This window comes from Gordonia sp. ABKF26 (assembly GCF_041103195.1).
Taxonomy (GTDB): domain Bacteria; phylum Actinomycetota; class Actinomycetes; order Mycobacteriales; family Mycobacteriaceae; genus Gordonia; species Gordonia terrae.
Genome location: NZ_JBGCVZ010000003.1, coordinates 5,060,970 through 5,078,935 on the forward strand (window position 1 = coordinate 5,060,970; position 17,966 = coordinate 5,078,935).

Below are 17,966 nucleotides of genomic sequence, written 5' to 3' on the forward strand. Positions count from 1 at the left end.
CAGTTGTCAGTGAGCGGCTTCCGCCGGCTCCGGCAGACGCCCGGCGGCCGCGAGGGCGGCGATGTACCCGTAGACGAGTCCCTGGCCGATCGTCGCGCCCGCACCGGGATAGGTGGCGCCGAATGCGTTGGCGGCCGAGTTGCCGATGGCGTACAGACCGTCAATCACCGAACCGTCCTCGCGCAGCACACGCGCCCGATCGTCGGCACGCAAGCCGCCGCAGGTCCCTAGATCGCTCAACACGACGCGGACCGCGTACAACGAATCACGATGCAGGGAGCGCAAATTGGGGTTCGGTGTGACTGTCGGGTCGCCGTAGTAGCGGTCATAGGCACTAGCACCCCGGCCGAAGGCGTGGTCGACACCCACCTCGGCGGCGGCGTTGAACGAATCGAAGGTGTCCACGAAGCGGGACTCGTCGACCCCCATACGCACCGCCAGATCGCGCGGATCGTCCGCAGCGACCGCGATACCCTCGTCATACCAATTCTGGGGCAGCGGTTGCCGCGGGAACAAACCGCCCGCCATGACATAGCTGTTCCGGTACTTCTGATCGAAGACGAGCCACATCTCGCCGACCGGATCCCCGGCACGCTCGCGTTCGAGTACGCGCTGACCGAAACTCATGTAGTCCACGGCTTCGTTGATGAACCGGCGGCCCGAGGCGTCCACGATGAACGAACCCGGCAGGGACCTCTCGGCAAGCAGGACCGACGGTGACCCACCCGGGGCCGCCGCCACCGCGGGAAACCACCACGCCTGGTCCATCGACGCGAGTCCGGCTCCGAGCTCCTGGCCGATCTTGATGGCGTCGCCGGTATTCGTCGTGGCCCCGAAGCTGATCCCGTCGATCAACTGTTCGGACTGGAACTTGTGGCGCATCTCCATGTCGTGATCGAATCCACCGGCGGCGAGGACAACACCCTTGCGCGCGTGCACGACCGTCTCGACGCCGTTGTGGGACACCACCGCACCCGTCACCCGGCCCTCGTCGGAGAGCAGCTGTAGCAACGGCGTGTCGGTCCACACCGGAATCCCGGCACGCACGACTCCGGCGAACAGGCCCGCGGCCAGAGCTTGGCCGCCGGCCACGTACTCCTTCTTGAGAGCGAGTCCGCCGAGCCCGATGGACAGCGCTTTCACAGCACGCCACAACGCCTTTCGCGGGACACTGGTCAGCAGATTCAGCCATTTGTAATCGGCACCGGTGACGGGCATGGGTAGCGACGCCTCCATCAGGCCCGGACGCAAACGCGCGCGTTCGGGTCCGAGCTGAGCCGCATCGAACGGCTTGCACTCGCAGGTCCGACCGACCGCGGAGCCGCCCGGCAACTCCGGGTGGTAGTCCGAGTAGCCCGTCGCCCACATGAATTTCATCGGTGTCGTGCGCGAGAGCATTTCGACCGTCGCCGATCCGTGATCCAGGAAGGCGGCACCGCGTTCCGGTGGCGCTGTGTCTCCGACGACCGATCTCACATAGGTCGCGGCCACCTCGGTCGTGTCCTCCGGCTGCTCGTGCGTCAGTACGGGATTACCGGGTATCCAGAACGCGCCACCTGACCGGGCAGTAGAACCGCCCACGTATTCCGACTTCTCGACCACCAGGGTCGACAACCCGAGCTCGTTCGCGGCGAGTGCCGCCGCCAGCCCGGTGCCTGCGCCCACGACCAACAGGTCTACCGTCCGCACTGCTTCCTTCGGGGTGGTCATCGTACTGTCACCAGAGACTTTCGATCGGCCACGAACGTCATGTCCGCGGGATTGGGTTCGCGCATCATGGTCCAGTAGTCGACCAGACGCCACGGACACGGCACGATGGCACGTCCGCTGCTGTTGCGGTAGTAGCTGTTGACCGGTCCACCGGTGTGCACCCAGACCGTCTCGTCGAGGGCTTTGTCGACCTCGGCGTTGTACTCCTCGAGCACTTCCGGCCGCACATCCATGGAGGCGTAGTCGTGCTCCAGCAGATACTGGAGGCACTCCACCACGTAGTGGACCTGCTCCTCGCTCGTGATGTTGTGTCCGGCCCCGTGATTCGGCGCCGAGTTCGGACCCGAGGTCACGAAGAGGTTCGGAAAGCCGGACACCTGGACGCCCTTGTACGCGCGCGGATCCTCGCCGCCCTTCCAGACGTCGGCCAGCTTCTCACCGTTCCGCCCGACGATGTCGATCTTCGTCGTGAAGTCGAGCGTGAAACCGGTGGCCAGGATGATCACATCGGCCGGGATGAACTCGCCCGCGGTGGTGTGCACACCGTCGGGGGTCACCCGCTCGAACGAGGCGCGATGCAACGAGACATGGTCGCGCTTCAGTGCTGCGTAGAAGCCGGGATCCTTGACGATCCGCTTGGCGTAGGGGCGGAAGTCCGGCGTCAACTTCTCGATGAGGTCGGGACGGTCCGGGAAGCTGTCCCGCAGATACTTCTGGGCGTTCTTCAGGACCATGTCGTTCTCGGCCGACGCGGAGAAATGGCTCGCCGCCCACTCGGGGTCGACGCGCGGCAAGCGGTAGAGATTGTCCGAGGCGAACCAGTAGGAACGCAGGCGGAACCACTGGTTGTAGAACGGGAGGTGTTCGAGCGCCCAGCGCTGTCCGGCAGGCACGTCGTGGACGACGGTGCGCTCGGGGACGATCCAGTGCGGGGTGCGGACGACCACGTCGAGGGCCGACACCTTGTCGACGATGCTCGCCACGACCTGGACCGACGTGCAACCGGTTCCCAGGACGATGACTCGCTTGCCGGTGACATCGAGGTCGGCGTCCCACTCGGCGGTGTGAACGACACGACCGTCGAAAGTGTCCAGGCCCGGGACGTCAGGGATGTTGGCAGAGTTCAGCATCCCCAGCGCCGAGATCACGGCCTTGGCCCGGTGATGCTCGACGGCGCCGGAGCGGTCGCGGGTCACGACCTCCCAGACCTGATCCTCCTCAGACCACGTCATGGACTGCACCGAGGTCTCCAGCCGAATATGCTCGCGGAGCTCATGCTTGGCGACCACGTCGAGCAGGTACTGCTGGTATTCGGGGCCCGTCGGGTAGTACCGGGACCAGTTCGGGTTCAGCTCGAACGAATAGGAGTAGTAGTGGCTCGGCGTGTCGACGGCCGCGCCCGGGTAGGTGTTGCGGGTCCAGGTGCCGCCGATCTCGTCTCGGGATTCGAAGACCGTGTACGAGAAGCCCGCCTGGCCCAACTTGATCGCGGCGTTGATACCGGTGATACCGGCGCCGACGACGATCACCTCGAAGTCGGTCGGCGGCGTCGCGGTCACCGGCACATACCGCTCGTCGGTGACGAAACCGGCCTGTTCGCGCAGCAGCGGGATGAACTCCTCGTCGACCTCCTGCGAGGTGGCCACCCGGGCCATCGCGCTGAAGAGGTCGGGTGCAGGTACTTCCAGCTGCGCAACGAGATCGGAGCCGGAGAGGACCTCCAGCGCCCGGGCCCGGACGTCGTCGGCCACATCCTGCGGATACTGCCCGGCAGGTAGGGCGCCCGGCGTCGGGGTGCCGTAGTGCGTTCCGGGACGGGAGTACTCGAGCCTGGCTCCGAACTCGTCGAGAAGTGCGGTGTCCCCGGTGAGATGGACGAGTGACATGAGCAGCGGCGCGGGGTCGCATTCGGTGAGGATCTCGCGGAGAGCGTCCGGATCGACACGGGCCCCGTCGGATTCGGTTCCGTCGGATTGAATTCCTGCGGAGATGGTCTCGGTCATGGTCTGCCTTCCGGGAGCGGCACACCCATGCGGGTGAGCATGTCTCGTGGGTCTGATGGTGGGAGAAGGTCAAGGAGCTGCCGGCCACGCCGATGCGCGGCGGCCGTGCACATCTCGTCGTCTGAGTGAATCCAGAACTCGCCTTCGGCGATCTGCTCGATCATGTGCTCGGCGGCGTCGAGCGGATCGAGCCCCTTGGTCACGTTGTCGCGCTGCATGGCGTCGAAGACCGCGTTGGCGGTCGGGTTGTCGGTCGGTGCCTCCCGCTGAGCAGCGAGGAAGATCTGGCTGCGAACCGAGTGGGGGATGATCGCACTGACCTGGATGGGGGCTCCCACGATCGACAGGTCCTGATGAAGACACTCGGTCATCGCGAGCACCGCATGCTTGCTCACGATGTACGGACCCTGCACCGCAACCGCATTGAGCCCACCGACCGACGACATGTTGGCGACACACGCCGGTGATCCCGCCTCGATCATCCGGGGTACGAAGGACCGGAGGCAGTAGAACACCCCGTCGACGTTGATCTGCATGAGGCGTCGCCACCGTGTTTCGTCGATCTCCCAGAGCAGACCAGCCGATTCGATCCCCGCGTTGTTGATGAGCAGTTCGACGCTGCCGTGTCGCTCGAACACCGACTCGGCCAGTGCCTCGACCTCATCGGCGCGGCTGACGTCGACTCCCTGCCCTTCGGCCCGCCCTCCTCCCGAAGAGATGTCGGCGGCCACCGCGGCAGCGCGATCGGCGTCGATGTCGGCGACCACGACCGTCATCCCGAGAGATGCCAGTCGGCGCGCGAGGCCCTCTCCGATGCCTGCGGCCGCCCCGGTGACCACCGCCGTACCGGTCGAGAACCGCTGTTGTGCAACAGCACCCATCGTGGTGCTCACTCCTCGTGTCAGAGCCCGGTGGGGCGGATGTTGGGATTGCTCCACGACGGCGGCTCGCGGCGCGGCAGCTCGCCGCGCCCGTCCAGCGTGCGGACGACAGTGTCGGTCTCCCACGGATAGTGGAGACTGAACGCGATCAATCCGGTACGTTCGACCGCCGGTGCCGTGCACATCTCCAGCACGGTCTGGGCGAGATACTCAACGGGTTCGGTCTCGTAACCCTCGGGGAGCAGTGCCGCCGCGCCGGGCGTCCGGATGGCGGTCGATGGACCGACCGCGTTGACCGCGATGTTGTCGTCGAGCAGTTCCGCGGCAAGCCCCTGGGTGAACCGGTGCTGCGCAGCCTTCGTCGCGGCGTAGATGACGTCGCCGGAGGTCTTGTTGTATTCACGGAAGGGTCGGATCGGGCTCAAGCCGGTGGACGACCCGATGTTGACGATCCAGCCGGCGCCGTTCTTCCGCATGTGCGGTATCGCCCTCTGCGACAGCAGGAAAGGAACCTTCAGATAGTGCTCGACGGTGCGGTCGAAGGTCTCCTCGCTCATGTTCTCGATGCTGCTGTAGTCGGCGAACCCCGCATTGTTCACCAGGATGTCGATGCCGCCGGCGGCCTCTGCCACAGCATCGACGAGGCCGTCACGGTCCACCGGGTTCTCCAGGTCGGCCGGGATCGCGATGGCGGTGCCGCCCGCTTCCTCGATCGCCTGGACGGTCTCGGCCAGCGACCCGGCGAGCACGTGGTTCTCACCGTTGCGCACCGACGGTGACGGCTTGGCCGACCGAGCTGTGACGACCACCGTCGCACCTTCCGATGCCAGCCGGCGGGCGATTCCGCGGCCGATCCCGCGACTGCTGCCGGTGACCAGAGCGACCTTGCCCGTCAACCGCCGGCCCGCCACCTCTTGTGTCATGACCACCTCTACGCACCTTCTGTGTTCGACTTCACATCTCGCCCTATGCTCGGCCCGGTGCCGCGGCGGTGGGCCGTACCGGTCCACTCAATGGGAGAGCTGGTTCACCGTCTGCGCGAGGACGTCGCGCATCATCTGCCAGACCTTCTCCCGCGCAGGCGGTGTCAGCGACAGCTGCGGAAAGGTCAAGAACCCGTGGAACAATCCGTCGAACCGGTGCTCGATGACCGGGACACCAGCCTCGCGCAGGCGATGCGCATAGTCCTCTCCGGCCGAGCACGGCGGATCGAGTTCGGCCGTCGCCACCACCGCCGCCGGTAGCCCGGCGAGCGACGCCGCGCACGTGGGAATGATCCGGGCGCTGTCACGCCCGTTCGGCGCGTACTGATCCCAGTACCATCGCATCGCTTTCGTGCTGTTGTAGTAACCGACTCCGTAGCGCCGATACGACTCGGTGTCGAGGTCGTCGTCGATGACCGGGTAGAGCAGGACCTGAGCGATGATCGCCGGGCCGCCCCGGTCGCGCGCAGCGATGCTCGCGGTGGCGGCCAGGTTGCCGCCGGCGCTGTCGCCGGCGACCGCGATCCGGGCAGGATCTCCTCCGTAGCCGGCTATGTTCTCGGCCGTCCAGCAGATCGCCCGGTACATGTCCTCCATCGCCGCCGGCGCCGGGTTCTCCGGCGCCAGACGGTAATCGACCGACACCACGACGGCGTCCATCTCGGCCGCCATCACCCGGCAGAACTCGTCGTGGCTGTCGAGATCGCAGAACACGAAGCCACCGCCATGCGCGAACACCACGACCGGCCGGACATCACCTCGACGATCGTCGGAATGACCGTGCGGGACGTAGATTCGCACTCCGAGACCGTCGCCATCGGGTCCGTCGATCGCGACGTCACGGGCGACCGCCATGTCGGGTTGTCGTGACAACGGCGCCCGCCGGGACACGATGATCTCACGCAGTTCGGCGGGATCGTGTTCGGTCACGTCCGGGAACCCGGCCTCCAGCGCCGACAGCATCGCCTCGACATCGGGATGTAGATCGGTCCTGCGTTCAGACATGCTGCAGCCCTTTCGTATTCACGAGATCGCGAAGCCCTTGTAACCGGCCTCCTCGACTTCGGCGCAGATTTTCCCGTAGTTGCCGAATCCACCGATGTATGGCATGAACACGCGCGGCTTGCCCTCGATGTTCGCCCCCATGTACCACGAGTTCGCGGTGGGGAAGAGCGTCCCGGCAGCCTTTGCGTTACACTCCGCGACCCAACTGTCGACGGCTTCCTTCTCCGCCTCGATCGTCGCCGCGTTGTGTCCGTCGACATGGGCGATACACGCTGCGATCCAGTCGATGTGTTGCTCGGCGCCGAGCACCATGTTCGCCAGCACGCTCGGGCTTCCGGCACCGGTCACGAAGAACATGTTCGGGAACCCGTTGACGGCAAGACCGAGGTAGGTGCGCGGTCCGGCCGACCACTCCTCGACCATGGTCCGACCGGCCCGACCGCGAATGTCGATGCGGGACAGAGAACCGGTCATCGCGTCGAATCCGGTGGCGTAGACGAGCATGTCGAGCGGGTACTCCTGCTCGGTCGTACGCACCCCGCCGGGGGTGATCTCCTCGATCGGGGTGGCTCGCAGGTTCACCAGGGTCACGTTGTCGCGGTTGTAGGTCTCGAAGTAGCCGCTGTCGGTGACGATCCGTTTGGTTCCGATGGGGTGATCGGTGGGGATGAGCAGGTCGGCGACCGCCGGGTCCTTGACGATCTCCCGGATCTTCGCCTCGACGTACTCACGGGCGGTGTCGTTGGCCTCCCGGCTGATCGTCTGGTCCGGGAACGCCTTGGCGAACAGATAACCGCCGCGATGCCACCACTCGTCGTAGACGCGTTTGCGTTCGGCGTCGTCGACCTCCATCGCGCCCTTTGGGTACGGGGCGTTCGGGGTGCCGCCGCCACTCTCCCGGGACAACCGCCTGCGCTCGGAGTAATTCGCCTTGACCTCGGCGATCATGTCGTCGGTGAGTGGCCGATTGCCGGCCGGGATCGAATAGTTCGGGCTGCGCTGGAAGACCACCACCTGCTCCGCCGTCTCGGCGATCACCGGGATCGACTGGATACCCGACGACCCGGTGCCGATGACCCCGACACGTTTGCCGGTGAAAACGACTTCGTGGTGCGGCCATTCGCCGGTGTGGTAGTTCTCGCCCTCGAAGAGGTCTCGTCCGGGGATGTCGGGCCGGTTGGTCGCGGAGAGCACCCCGGTCGCCATGACGACGAAGCGCGCCCTCGTAGTCAGCCCGGTGTCGGTGGAGATCGTCCACCGGGCGGAGTCCTCGTCGTACACGGTCGAGTTGACCCGGGTGAGGAAGTCGTAGTGCTTGCGCAGATCGAACCGGTCGGCGACGTGTTCGAGGTACGCCAGGATCTCGGACTGCGTGGCGAATCGTTCCGACCAGGTCCACTCCTGCTGCAGATCGTCGTCGAACGAGTACGAATAATCGATGCTCTCGACATCACACCGCGCGCCCGGATAGCGATTGTGATACCACGTCCCGCCCACGCCCTCGGCGGACTCGAACCCGTGGACGGTCAGGCCCTGTGCGCGGAGCTTGTACACCGCGTAGAGACCGGAGAGTCCCGCGCCGATGACCACCACATCGTGATCGAAGTCCCTGATCGTCACGATGCCACTTCCTCCTCTTGGGCCACTTCTTCGTCCTGGGTCGCTCTGCGTGCCGCCGCCTTCGCCTCGCGCGCCCACATCCACTCATGACCCCAGTAGCTGTCGGCGGTGATCTCTTCTGCGGTGTAGTAACTCTCGTCGACGAGCTTCCCGCCGGTGCCGTACTCGATGTCCCAACCACCCGGAACGCGGACGTAGAAGGACACCATCTTGTCGTTGGTGTGCCGCCCGAGCGTCGAGGACACCGGGAAGTCGCGCGACATCACCTGGTCGTAGGCGCGCCCGACGGCGTCGAGTTCGTCGACCTCCACCATGACGTGGATCAGACCGGGATCACGGCCCTCGAGGCTCGGCATGATCGCCAGGCTGTGATGGCGCTGATTGATGCCGAGGAAGCGAATGCGCAACGGGCCGGCGCCAGGAGGCGACGGCATCCGGAAAGCTCCGCGCGGAAGGAAACCCAGCGTCTCGGTGTAGAAGAGGTAGGACTCGTCGAAGTTCGTGGTCGGCATGACCACGTGCCCCAGACCCTGCTGGCCCGTCACGAATTTCTGACCGTATTTCGTGATCACCGGGCTGTGATCGAGAGCCGGCCCGTGGAACATCTCCAGCGGCGTGCCGCCTGGATCCTTCAGCGAGATGCCGGCTTCGATCTTGCGGGCGTCACAGAGGTCCTGCGACATCGGCGCGTACTCGATGCCCTCTGCGTCGAGCGTGGACATCAACCGCTGCAGGGAGAGGTGGTCACGGACCTCCCAACCCACCGCACTGACACGGTTGACATCGGCGTGCTCGACGGTGATCCGCGACGGCCGCTCGTCCATCCGGAAGTGCAGCGCGTCCTCTTCCGGGCCCGAACCCGGCGCGAAACCGAGTACTTCGTAGCCGAGTTCCCGCCAGCGGTCCATGTCGGTGGCCAGAACCCGTACATAGCCGAGACCTTTGATCTCTGTCATGTCGTTGTGCTCCTTCGGATTCGCCGGCTCAGATCAGAACTCGAAGCGGTCCGGCAGGGACCTCGACTCCGAGCGACGACAACGCCGATGCGTGATACGTCGTGCTCGTCACATGAATCGCATGGTGCAGACCAGCGTGGGCGTCGCGCCAGAAACGCTGTAGCGGATTGTCCATCCGAAGAGCGTTTCCGCCGGAACGATCGAACACGTCATCGGCGGCCCGCACGGCACGCCATGCCGAGCGAACCTGGTTGCGGCGCACGGCTGCCCGGGTCTCGAAGTCGACGTTCCGCCCGGAATCGACGAGGTCCCAGACCCGATCGACGTTGCTCAACAGCTGTTGCCGGGCTGCATCGATCTCCGCGGCGGCTTCACCCAATGCGTGCAGGACGTAGGGGTCATCTTTGATCTTGGTGCCGTTTGCGTTCACTCGCTCGCGCTGGTAGTCGACTCCGGCGGCGAGCACGCCCTCGCAGATACCGATGGTCGCCGAGGTGATACCGAGTGGGAACATCGTCGACCACGGCATCTTGTACAGGGTCTCGGTGACGCCGTATTCCTTGGCCGCGGTGCCGTCGATGACTTCCTGCGACCTCATCACCCGGTAGTCCGGGATGAAGGCATCGGTCACCACGATGTCCTTGCTGCCGGTCCCGCGCAGGCCGACAACGTCCCACGAGTCGTCGATGATCTCGTAGTCCGACCGCGGCAGGATGACATGCAGCCCGGTCGGGGGCATCAGGGGTTTGCCGTCGTCACCACCCACCATGGCGCCCAGGAAGATCCAGTCACAGTGGTCGGTTCCCGACGAGAACTGCCACCGGCCGGTCATGCGGTACCCACCCTCGACCGGGATCGCGACGCCACCGGGCATGTACGGAGACGCCTGCCAGGTGTCGGAATCGCCGCCGAGGACCTCGTCCTGGACCTTCGGGTCGGCGAAGGCCAACTGCCAGGGGTGGACTCCGACGATGCCGCCGACCCAGCCGGCCGAACCGTAGATGCTCCCCGTCTTCATCACGGTCTCGGCGAACTCTCTCGGGTGGGCTTCGTACCCGTCGTACTTCTTGCGCTGCAGGAGCCGGATGATTCCGGACCGCTTGAGGCCCTTGGCGACATCGTCGGACAGGCGGCCGAGTTTGTCCGATTCCTCGGCGCCGGAACGCAGTTCGTCAGATCCGTCGACGATCTTGTCGAGGACTTCGTAGCTCATGATGTTCTCCTGGTGGGTGTCTTGTCGACCGCAGGCGGTCAGGATGTCGACTCGGCCGAGGCGGACGTCAGGTTCGGCGCGAACGCGCTGCGCCCGGCCGCGAGGTTGTCGTCGACCTCTGCCTGCCACGACTGCAGCGCGCGCTCGGTGTCGATCTCGTACTCGAAGCGGTTGACCATCTCCGGGGCCACGTCGTCGACGTCGACATAGAACTGCTCGTACCAGCGGCGGAGCTGGTAGACCGGACCGTCCTCCTCGCAGAGGAGCGGATTGTCGATGCGCGACTTGTTCTTCCAGATGTGCACGTCCTGCTCGAAACCGATGGCGACACCCTTGGCCACCGCCTGGGCGATCTGCTCCGCCTGCTCGTCGGCGAGCCCGGCGGGCTTCTCGACGATGACGCCGTACTGGAGCCGGAACGAGGTCGCCGAGATCGGGTAGTGACAGTTGATGAGGTAGATGTTCGGCCCATCCTCGTGGTCCCGGCCACCGCTCCACAGCTTGTCGATCATGTACGACGGACCGTAATAGGTCGCGTCCGACTGGCTTTCGGTGCTGTAGTTCGTGCTCTGACTGACCCCCGCCGCATCCGGTCGGGGCCGTGTCCGCATCGACTGCGTCGCCGTGTGTCCCTCGAAGACATTCCGGAAGTACGTCGGCATTCCGTAGTGGACATAGAAGAAGTGGGCCATGTCGACGACGTTGTCGACGATCTCCCGACAGTGCGACCCGGTGACCTCGATCGAGTTCCAGACCCAGTCCGTCCACCCCGGATCGCCGTAGGTCGGGATCTCGGGAATCGCGAGCTCGGCCGGTGGCTTGCTGTTCTGTGGATCGTGCCAGACGAACAGCTGTCCGCTGACCTCCGAGGTGTGCCAGGACCGGGTCCGGGCGATCGGCGGGACTCGCTTGGCGTACGGGATGGCCGCACACTTGCCGTCGCCGCGCCACCGCCAGTCGTGGAACGGGCAGGCGATGGTATTGCCCTTGATGGTGCCCTGCGCCAGGTTTCCACCCATATGCCGGCAGAACGCGTCGAGGACATTGATCGTGCCGTCTTCGCCTGCGAACACGACGAGTTCGGTACCGAAGGCGGAGACCTGGTGAGGCTGGCCGTCGGCGAAGTCACGCACCAACCCGAGGCAGTGCCAGCCGCGCGCGAATCGCTCCGGCGGTGCTCCGGCATCGATGACCCTTACCTCGTCGTTGATTTCGGTGGTGGAACTCACTGGGCCTCCTGATCGGATTCTCGCGACATTCCGTCGCTGCATCGCGTGTGCTCAGCTTGGCAATGGAAGGTCCACTTGTGACGTGCGTCTCCCATCGAATGGGAAGCCGGTTCAGAACCCGGGCGGCCGGTTTCAGTACTCGATCTCGATGGCGTCGCTGACCGGCTCGGCCTGACAGGCGAGGATGTACCCCTCCGCCACGTCTTCCTCGGCCAGGATCTCGTTGTGCGCCATGGTCACCTCGCCCGTTTTCAGGACGCAGACACAGGCGCTGCAGGCGCCCTCCCGGCAGGAGTAGGGCGCATCGAGGCCGGCCTCGAGCAGCGCGTCGAGCAGCTTCTGCCGTGCCTTCCATTCGACGGTGCGCCGTTCGCCGTCGAGTTCCACCTCGACCGTGCAGACAACCTCGCCGGTGCCGGCGCCAGTGGTCTCCGTCGACTCGACGTTGTCGAACGGATTGCCGTGCAACGACAGGAATCGTTCGGTGTGGACGTGGTCGTGTGGGAAGCCGACCTCCGCGCACACGTCCACGGTGAGATCCATCAGCGGCGTGGGTCCACAGACGTAGACGCTGCGATCGGCCATCGGCCGCAACAACGCCGACAGCCCCTCCCGGGTCGGGTATCCCTGGACCGACTCCAGAATGTGGACCACGGTCAGTCGCGTGGCGAACCGCTCGCTCAGCGAGCGGAGTTCGGCAGCGAAGATCACCGACTCCTCGTCGCGATTCGCGTAGACGAGGAAGACGTGACCGGAACCGCTGACGAGCAGCGACTTGGCAATGGAGATGACCGGCGTGATGCCGCTGCCGCCGGCGACCAGCACCACCGGTCCAGTCAGCGAGCGCGGACCGAAGGTGCCTGCGGGCGGAAGGACCTCGAGCTCGTCCCCCACTCCGACGGTGTCACAGATCCAGTTCGAGCCGTGCCCGCCCAGGACCCGCTTCACCGTGAATTTCACGTCGGTGTCCGCGTGCGGTGAACTCGCCAGCGAGTAACACCGCGCACTGCCCGTACCGACGTCGGGTACCCGGACCGTCAGGAATTGACCGGGGGCATACTCGAATTCGGCGGCGTCCTCGGGCCGGGGACTCACCACGATCGACCGGGCGTCGGCGGTCTCGTCGATGACACCGACCACGCGGACACGTCGGCCACGACCTCCTTCGGCGGTCGCTCCGACTGCCGGCAGCGTCACCACATCGGCGTCGGCGATCGCGTCGCTGGACATGAGCCTCCTCATCGGTTCTCGTGCGGGATCGCGGCCGCATTCTCGCGCGGACCGTCCGCGACCACGCGGACATTCCGCGAAGGATAAGCAGGCGGATACGCTTCGATCGGGGCTCGTTCCGCTGGCCGGGAGCACGAGGCGACAGGAGGTCGCCTCGCCTGAGACGGTCGGTGTCGCTGAACAGCGGTGGCGGAGGGCGTCCGCCGGCGCGGGGGTATCGTGATCAGTGTCACATCGAGGAGGTCAGGTGAGGACGACACAGACGGGTGACACCCCCATCTCCGTGGTGGATCGGGTGTCGACGGTGCTCGAGGCGTTCAACGGAGCAGGGCCCATGACTCTGGCCCAGGTGACCGCCCGCACAAAGCTGCCGCGGTCGTCGGTCCATCGTCTACTCGAGCAGCTCGCCCAGGCGGGCTGGCTGGCGCGGTCACCCGACCAGACCTACGAGCTGGGGGTCAAGGCCTACGAACTCGGGCAGGCCGCACTCAACCAGAACCGCTTGCTCAGAGGGGCCCGGCCGGTGATGCACGCGTTCGCGCAGCGCACCGGCTACACCATGCAACTCGGCGTCGTCGACGGCGCTGACACGGTCTACCTCGCAAAAGTCAACGGGCGACTGTCGGGCCCTACCCCGACCGCCGTGGGTCATCGCATCCCAGCGCACCTGACTGCGCTCGGGAAGGTGGTACTCGCCTACGCGGAGATCTCGCCGCGACGCATCTCACCTCGAGGTCTGCATACAGACGAGGACGGTGCACTCGTCCGGCGCACCGCGCTCAGCATCACAACGGCGTCGCGATTCGACAGCGAGCTCGCGCAGATCCGTGATCGTGGTGGCGCGTTCGATCGGGGAGAGGCTTTCCCGGGGATCGCCTGCGTCGGTGTGTCGATCGGGCCCCCCGACCACATCTACGGCAACATGGCCGGCCTCTCCATCTGCGGTCCGGTGGGAGCCATCGATCATCGCAAACTACTCGGCCCGGTCCGGATCGCAGCGCGCGAGATCTGGGACCGGTGCGTCGCAGCCGATCTCGCCGATCACTGATTCGAGGTTCCCTTTGTCGCCACCGCCCACCTAGCGGGAGATGTGGGCGACGCGACCCTCCGTACCGAGGCACGATCGAGGCCCACAGCCCCTCGTGTACCGGACGGGGCGACGAGAAGGAGGAACGGATGAATCGATTCGACGGCCGACGTGTCCTGGTCACGGGCGCGGGTTCGGGGATCGGCAAGGCCACGGTGCTGCGACTGCTGTCCGAGGGCGCGAACGTGGTCGGGGCCGACGTCTCGAGCGACGGGCTCGCCGCAACCGCGCAGGCCGCAGCCGACGTCGCGAAACCGGACCAGTTCGTCTCGCGCGCCATCGACATCGGTGACGAGGATTCGGTGCGGGACGGCGTCGCTTTCGCCACCGAACACCTCGGCGGACTCGACGTACTGGTGAACGCCGCCGGAATTCTCCGCAGTGGACACACCGAGCAGGTCACGCTGCAGGAGTGGGATCAGATCATCCGCATCAACCTGACCGGCACCTTTCTGATGATCCGGGAGTCGCTGCCGGCGCTGATCGAATGCGGCCGCGGCGTGATCGTCAACTTCAGTTCCACCTCGGCCAGCTTCGCGCACCCCTACATGGCCGCCTATGCGGCCAGCAAGGGCGGCATCCAGTCGATGACGCACACCATCGCGCTCGAGTTCGCCAAGCAGGGCGTCCGTGCTGTCTCGATCACTCCCGGCGGCATCTCGACGAGTATGACGGCGGCGCCCGGCCTTCCGGAGGACTCGGACCCGTCGTTGTTCGCGAAGCTCCAACCGGTGGTCGCGGTGGCCCCGTCGGACTCCGACCCGGTACGCATCCCCGGAATGGCAGGCCCTGACCGGGTCGCCGGCGTCATCGCAATGGTCGCTTCCGATGACGGGGCGTACATCAGCGGCACCGAGATCCGCGTCGACGGCGGCGCTCACATGTGAGTTGCCAAGCCCCTAGACACGACTCCGGGCCGTGGTGCGCGTTCGCTGCCTGCACCACGGCCCGGAGGTCTCATCAGACCAGGGTCCCCGACTCTCTCGCCCCTCCGACGTCAGGCTGGTCCGGCCGCGGTTTTCGCGCCGGCGAGTTGCGCCGCCATGTCCGCAACGGCACGGTAGGCCATGACCATCCCGGAACCGAGCGGTGTCCCCGGACCCGGATAGACCTCTCCCGAGATCGAAGCCGTGGAGTTGCCGGCCGCATACAGTCCGGGCACCACGCCGTTACCGTCGGACCGGAGCACCGCACCGTCGCCGGTGATCACCGCCCCGCCCTTCGTGCCGAGATCACCGAGCACCATCCGGACCGCGTGGAAGCGCGATCCGTCAAGAGCGACCAGGCATTGGGCGGCCGTCTGGGCACCGAGGAAGAACCGGCCATATGGGTCCTCGCCACGCTGGAAGTCGTCATCGCTGCCCTGCGCGGCCATCTGGTTGAAGCGATCCACCGTTGCGGTGAGCGCCGCGGCGTCGATCCTGATCGCGGACGCCAGGTCGTCGATCGATGATGCGGTGTGCCACAAGCCGGCCGCGGTCATCTCCGCTCGGTCCGGGGACGGCGCACAGATCGCCGGGAGGTCGTCGCCGGATCGGTCGTCGAAGATGTACCAGAACCCATCGCCCTTTCCGGCCAGCATCCGTTCGCGCATCGCGCGACCCATCTGGTCGTACGGGAGCAGTTCGTTCGCGAAGCGGCTGCCCGTCTCGTCGACGATGATCCCCGCCCGCAAACCGAGCGTGAACACCGCGTGGCCGTTCGGGAAGAGGGTTGCCGGGCACCACCACGACTGGTCGAGCAGATCCAGTGCCGCGGCGACGCTCCGGAGCATCGCGAGGGCGTCGCCCGATCCCGTGTCCGGGTGCGAGGAGGTCCACTCCGACGAGGGCATCTGCTGAAGGTCGTGTCGCAGCTCGGCGTTGCGTTCGAAGCCACCGGCCGCGAGCAGGACCCCGCCCCGCGCCTGAATCCTGCGTTCGCCGTTCGCACTGCGGACCACGACGCCGGTGACCCGACCTGACTCGTCAGAGATCAGGGACTCGGCGGCGGTCTCCGTGTGAAGCTCTGCGCGTCCGGATTCGTCGAGGGCCAACAGCATCCGCGCGATCCAGGCCTGCCCACCGTCGAGCACAGTACGGTCCATCTCGATGCCGAACTGATCGGCCGGAACCATTGGGCGGATGTCGTGGACTCGAGCCCCCACCTCGTCGGCGGTGATCGGTTTGGCGAAAATGCTCCGCCCGTGGTCCTTTCGGCCCGGCGCCGCGTAGTAGTCGGGGAACGGCCGGTGTTCGAGCGGGATCCCGATCTCGTTCTCGAGGAACTCGGCAACCACCGGACCGGTCTCGATGAACGTGCGCTGCACGTCGGGATCGGTTCGGTCGCCGACGGTGCCTCGGAAGTAGGTGAGCCCGGTCTCCACCGAGTCCTCGACGCCGTCGCGCGCGAGGACGTGGTTGCCGGGCAACCACACGCTGCCGCCCGAGTAGGCCGAGGTCCCGCCGAACCGGTCCGACTTCTCCACCACACACACCGTCAGCCCGCGCGAGGTCGCCGCGAGAGCGCCGGCCAGTGCGGCCCCGCCCGAACCGATGACGACCACGTCGAAACTGCTGTTCCAAGTCATTGCGCACTCCGTGTTCTCGCGCCGCACCGGCCGTCCCGGCGTGCGCGGATGTCGATCTCATGCCGGCGCGCTCCTGATCGCCACCGGCAGCGGCCACGCTAATGGCCTCACGGTGACCCATACCGCGTCGTTCCCGCTCAGTGGTCCTCGTCACCCTGCGGGCTGCACCGGCCCGACGAATTCCAGCTGGTATCCGTCCGGGTCGGCGATCACTCCGATCGTCATGCCGTACTCGGGGTACTCGGTGGCCTCGGTGATCACCCTGCCACCGAGCCCGCAGGCCTGGCTCATGACCGCCGCCGGGTCGTCGGTGTTGAGGACGAACTTGCGCAGCATGTCACCGTGATCGGCGGGTGCGGAGGCCGTGGCGTCGGCGGGCAGGATGAGTTCGATCCCCGCCGAGCCGGCGCGGACGATCGCCGCGGTGAACGAGGGCGTCGTGAACTCGCGCTCCATCTCGAAACCGCAACCTTTCGTGTAGAACTCGACCGACCTCGTCAGATCGCCGACCCGGATCGCGGTGAGCGAGAGAGTGACCGCGCCGCCGCTCATCGCGTCTGCGACCCACCGTTGAAGTCGAGGGTCTGGCCGGTGATGCCGCCTGCCTCGTCGGAGGCGAGGTACGCACAGAACGCCCCGACCTCGATCGGGTCACCCAGCCTGCCGATCGGAATGGTCTTCAGGATTGCTTCGATCATCTCCGGCGGCATCTTCTCCTCGAGGTTCTTCTGATGACCCAGCGCCACGATGTTGGCGGTGATGCCGTACTGGCCGGTTTCGGCGGCCAGATGCCGAATGAACCCCTCGATACCGCTCTTCCCAGTCGCGTACATCGTCTGGTTGATGTTCTGACCGGTGCGCGCCGAGCCGGACGAGATCTGGACGATCCGCCCCCACCCGGCGTCGCACATTCCATCGATCGCGGCCTTGATGCAGTTCATCGCGCCGAAGATGTTGAGGTCGATGGGGGCTCGCCATTCCTCGGGCGCCAGGTCACGGAAAGGCTTGATCATTCGGCCTTCCGCAACGCCGGCATTGTTCACCACGATGTTCACCTGCCCGCCGAGCTCGGCTTCGGCGGCACGGATGCTGTCGACGGTGGCGCCGTAGTCGACGACGTCGAAGGGTGCGGCTACGGCGCGGTTGCCCTCCTCGACGATCGCCGCGGCGACCTTCTCCGCGCGATCACCGTGCAGGTCGTTGACGATCACCGAAGCTCCTTGCCTGGCGAGAACTCTCGCGATTCCCTCGCCGACACTCTGTCCCGCGCCGCTCACGAACGCGGTCCGTCCGGTCAAATCGAACACCTGATTGCTCCTTCTGTCGCCACTCGATGGCCCACCTGCGCTGAGCCACGTCGTTCGCCGCACAGTAGTGCCGTTCCCGACCTCTGCCGGTCGGTCCGTCCCATTGAGCGGGCGACCCGAACACGCCCTACCGGGGACAATGAGCAGACCCCTGTGATTGGATACAATTTCTG

The 17,966-nt window shown here is 66.1% G+C and carries 15 protein-coding genes; 2 read left to right on the top strand and 13 right to left on the bottom strand.

Going from position 1 to position 17,966, the window contains the following annotated elements; translation table 11 throughout:
- Positions 1 to 6: 6 nt before the first annotated feature.
- The 10 genes from AB4Z55_RS23345 to AB4Z55_RS23390 all read right to left on the bottom strand — a co-directional run bounded on the left by AB4Z55_RS23345 (position 7) and on the right by AB4Z55_RS23390 (position 12,830).
- On the bottom strand, positions 7 to 1,710 hold the full coding sequence (locus tag AB4Z55_RS23345; RefSeq protein WP_369520652.1) for a 3-ketosteroid-delta-1-dehydrogenase: 1,704 nt from the start codon (positions 1,708 to 1,710) through the stop codon (positions 7 to 9).
- A complete protein-coding gene (locus AB4Z55_RS23350) occupies positions 1,707 to 3,713 on the bottom strand; it encodes a flavin-containing monooxygenase (protein WP_369520653.1) in 2,007 nt (668 codons plus the stop codon). Before AB4Z55_RS23350 ends, AB4Z55_RS23345 begins: the two co-directional genes overlap by 4 nt.
- Positions 3,710 to 4,594: an SDR family NAD(P)-dependent oxidoreductase gene (locus AB4Z55_RS23355; RefSeq protein ID WP_369520654.1), complete on the bottom strand. Its 885-nt coding sequence runs from the start codon at positions 4,592 to 4,594 to the stop codon at positions 3,710 to 3,712. Before AB4Z55_RS23355 ends, AB4Z55_RS23350 begins: the two co-directional genes overlap by 4 nt.
- A gap of 20 nt (positions 4,595 to 4,614) precedes the next feature.
- Complete coding sequence (locus tag AB4Z55_RS23360; RefSeq protein ID WP_369520655.1) at positions 4,615 to 5,517, bottom strand: SDR family NAD(P)-dependent oxidoreductase; 903 nt, start codon at positions 5,515 to 5,517, stop codon at positions 4,615 to 4,617.
- Between the two features lie 87 nt (positions 5,518 to 5,604).
- Complete coding sequence (locus tag AB4Z55_RS23365) at positions 5,605 to 6,582, bottom strand: alpha/beta hydrolase (protein ID WP_369520656.1); 978 nt, start codon at positions 6,580 to 6,582, stop codon at positions 5,605 to 5,607.
- An 18-nt stretch (positions 6,583 to 6,600) separates the two neighbouring features.
- Positions 6,601 to 8,202 carry a flavin-containing monooxygenase gene (locus AB4Z55_RS23370; protein ID WP_369520657.1) on the bottom strand — a complete coding sequence of 534 codons (1,602 nt, stop codon included), beginning with the start codon at positions 8,200 to 8,202 and terminating at the stop codon, positions 6,601 to 6,603.
- Positions 8,199 to 9,158, bottom strand: a complete 960-nt coding sequence (locus AB4Z55_RS23375; protein ID WP_369520658.1) for a VOC family protein — start codon at positions 9,156 to 9,158, stop codon at positions 8,199 to 8,201. The genes AB4Z55_RS23370 and AB4Z55_RS23375 overlap by 4 nt, the downstream gene beginning before the upstream one ends.
- A 28-nt stretch (positions 9,159 to 9,186) precedes the next feature.
- Positions 9,187 to 10,371 carry an acyl-CoA dehydrogenase family protein gene (locus AB4Z55_RS23380; protein WP_369520659.1) on the bottom strand — a complete coding sequence of 395 codons (1,185 nt, stop codon included), beginning with the start codon at positions 10,369 to 10,371 and terminating at the stop codon, positions 9,187 to 9,189.
- Positions 10,372 to 10,409: 38 nt separating this feature from the next.
- Positions 10,410 to 11,600, bottom strand: coding sequence for a Rieske 2Fe-2S domain-containing protein (locus tag AB4Z55_RS23385; protein WP_354560711.1), 1,191 nt, complete (start codon positions 11,598 to 11,600; stop codon positions 10,410 to 10,412).
- 132 nt (positions 11,601 to 11,732) lie between these two features.
- Positions 11,733 to 12,830 carry a 2Fe-2S iron-sulfur cluster-binding protein gene (locus AB4Z55_RS23390; RefSeq protein ID WP_369520660.1) on the bottom strand — a complete coding sequence of 366 codons (1,098 nt, stop codon included), beginning with the start codon at positions 12,828 to 12,830 and terminating at the stop codon, positions 11,733 to 11,735.
- A gap of 247 nt (positions 12,831 to 13,077) precedes the next feature.
- Between AB4Z55_RS23390 and AB4Z55_RS23395 the strand changes: the two genes are divergently transcribed.
- Positions 13,078 to 13,878: an IclR family transcriptional regulator gene (locus AB4Z55_RS23395; RefSeq protein ID WP_369520661.1), complete on the top strand. Its 801-nt coding sequence runs from the start codon at positions 13,078 to 13,080 to the stop codon at positions 13,876 to 13,878.
- Between the two features lie 128 nt (positions 13,879 to 14,006).
- The gene (locus AB4Z55_RS23400; protein ID WP_369520662.1) at positions 14,007 to 14,804 is read left to right on the top strand and encodes an SDR family NAD(P)-dependent oxidoreductase; all 798 of its coding nucleotides are present in this window, start codon (positions 14,007 to 14,009) and stop codon (positions 14,802 to 14,804) included.
- A gap of 110 nt (positions 14,805 to 14,914) precedes the next feature.
- On the opposite strand, the gene AB4Z55_RS23405 is transcribed toward AB4Z55_RS23400, so the two are convergent.
- The 3 genes from AB4Z55_RS23405 to AB4Z55_RS23415 form a co-directional block, all read right to left on the bottom strand.
- Entirely contained in the window at positions 14,915 to 16,486 is a 1,572-nt protein-coding gene (locus AB4Z55_RS23405) for an FAD-dependent oxidoreductase (RefSeq protein ID WP_369520663.1), read from the bottom strand.
- Positions 16,487 to 16,636: 150 nt separating this feature from the next.
- Positions 16,637 to 17,038 (bottom strand): VOC family protein, encoded by a 402-nt coding sequence (locus AB4Z55_RS23410; protein ID WP_369520664.1) that lies wholly within the window; start codon positions 17,036 to 17,038, stop codon positions 16,637 to 16,639.
- Positions 17,035 to 17,793 carry an SDR family NAD(P)-dependent oxidoreductase gene (locus tag AB4Z55_RS23415; protein ID WP_369520665.1) on the bottom strand — a complete coding sequence of 253 codons (759 nt, stop codon included), beginning with the start codon at positions 17,791 to 17,793 and terminating at the stop codon, positions 17,035 to 17,037. The genes AB4Z55_RS23410 and AB4Z55_RS23415 overlap by 4 nt, the downstream gene beginning before the upstream one ends.
- Between the last annotated feature and the right edge of the window lie 173 nt (positions 17,794 to 17,966).

Bases quoted from the DNA above. Each gene is read 5' to 3' on its own strand.
- AB4Z55_RS23410 (WP_369520664.1), bottom strand. From the start codon at position 17,038: ATGAGCGGCGGCGCGGTCACTCTCTCGCTCACCGCGATCCGGGTCGGC.
- AB4Z55_RS23380 (WP_369520659.1), bottom strand. From the start codon at position 10,371: ATGAGCTACGAAGTCCTCGACAAGATCGTCGACGGATCTGACGAACTG.
- AB4Z55_RS23405 (WP_369520663.1), bottom strand. From the start codon at position 16,486: ATGACTTGGAACAGCAGTTTCGACGTGGTCGTCATCGGTTCGGGCGGG.
- AB4Z55_RS23360 (WP_369520655.1), bottom strand. From the start codon at position 5,517: ATGACACAAGAGGTGGCGGGCCGGCGGTTGACGGGCAAGGTCGCTCTG.
- AB4Z55_RS23375 (WP_369520658.1), bottom strand. From the start codon at position 9,158: ATGACAGAGATCAAAGGTCTCGGCTATGTACGGGTTCTGGCCACCGAC.
- AB4Z55_RS23365 (WP_369520656.1), bottom strand. From the start codon at position 6,582: ATGTCTGAACGCAGGACCGATCTACATCCCGATGTCGAGGCGATGCTG.
- AB4Z55_RS23345 (WP_369520652.1), bottom strand. From the start codon at position 1,710: ATGACCACCCCGAAGGAAGCAGTGCGGACGGTAGACCTGTTGGTCGTG.
- AB4Z55_RS23355 (WP_369520654.1), bottom strand. From the start codon at position 4,594: ATGGGTGCTGTTGCACAACAGCGGTTCTCGACCGGTACGGCGGTGGTC.
- AB4Z55_RS23390 (WP_369520660.1), bottom strand. From the start codon at position 12,830: ATGTCCAGCGACGCGATCGCCGACGCCGATGTGGTGACGCTGCCGGCA.
- AB4Z55_RS23400 (WP_369520662.1), top strand. From the start codon at position 14,007: ATGAATCGATTCGACGGCCGACGTGTCCTGGTCACGGGCGCGGGTTCG.
- AB4Z55_RS23350 (WP_369520653.1), bottom strand. From the start codon at position 3,713: ATGACCGAGACCATCTCCGCAGGAATTCAATCCGACGGAACCGAATCC.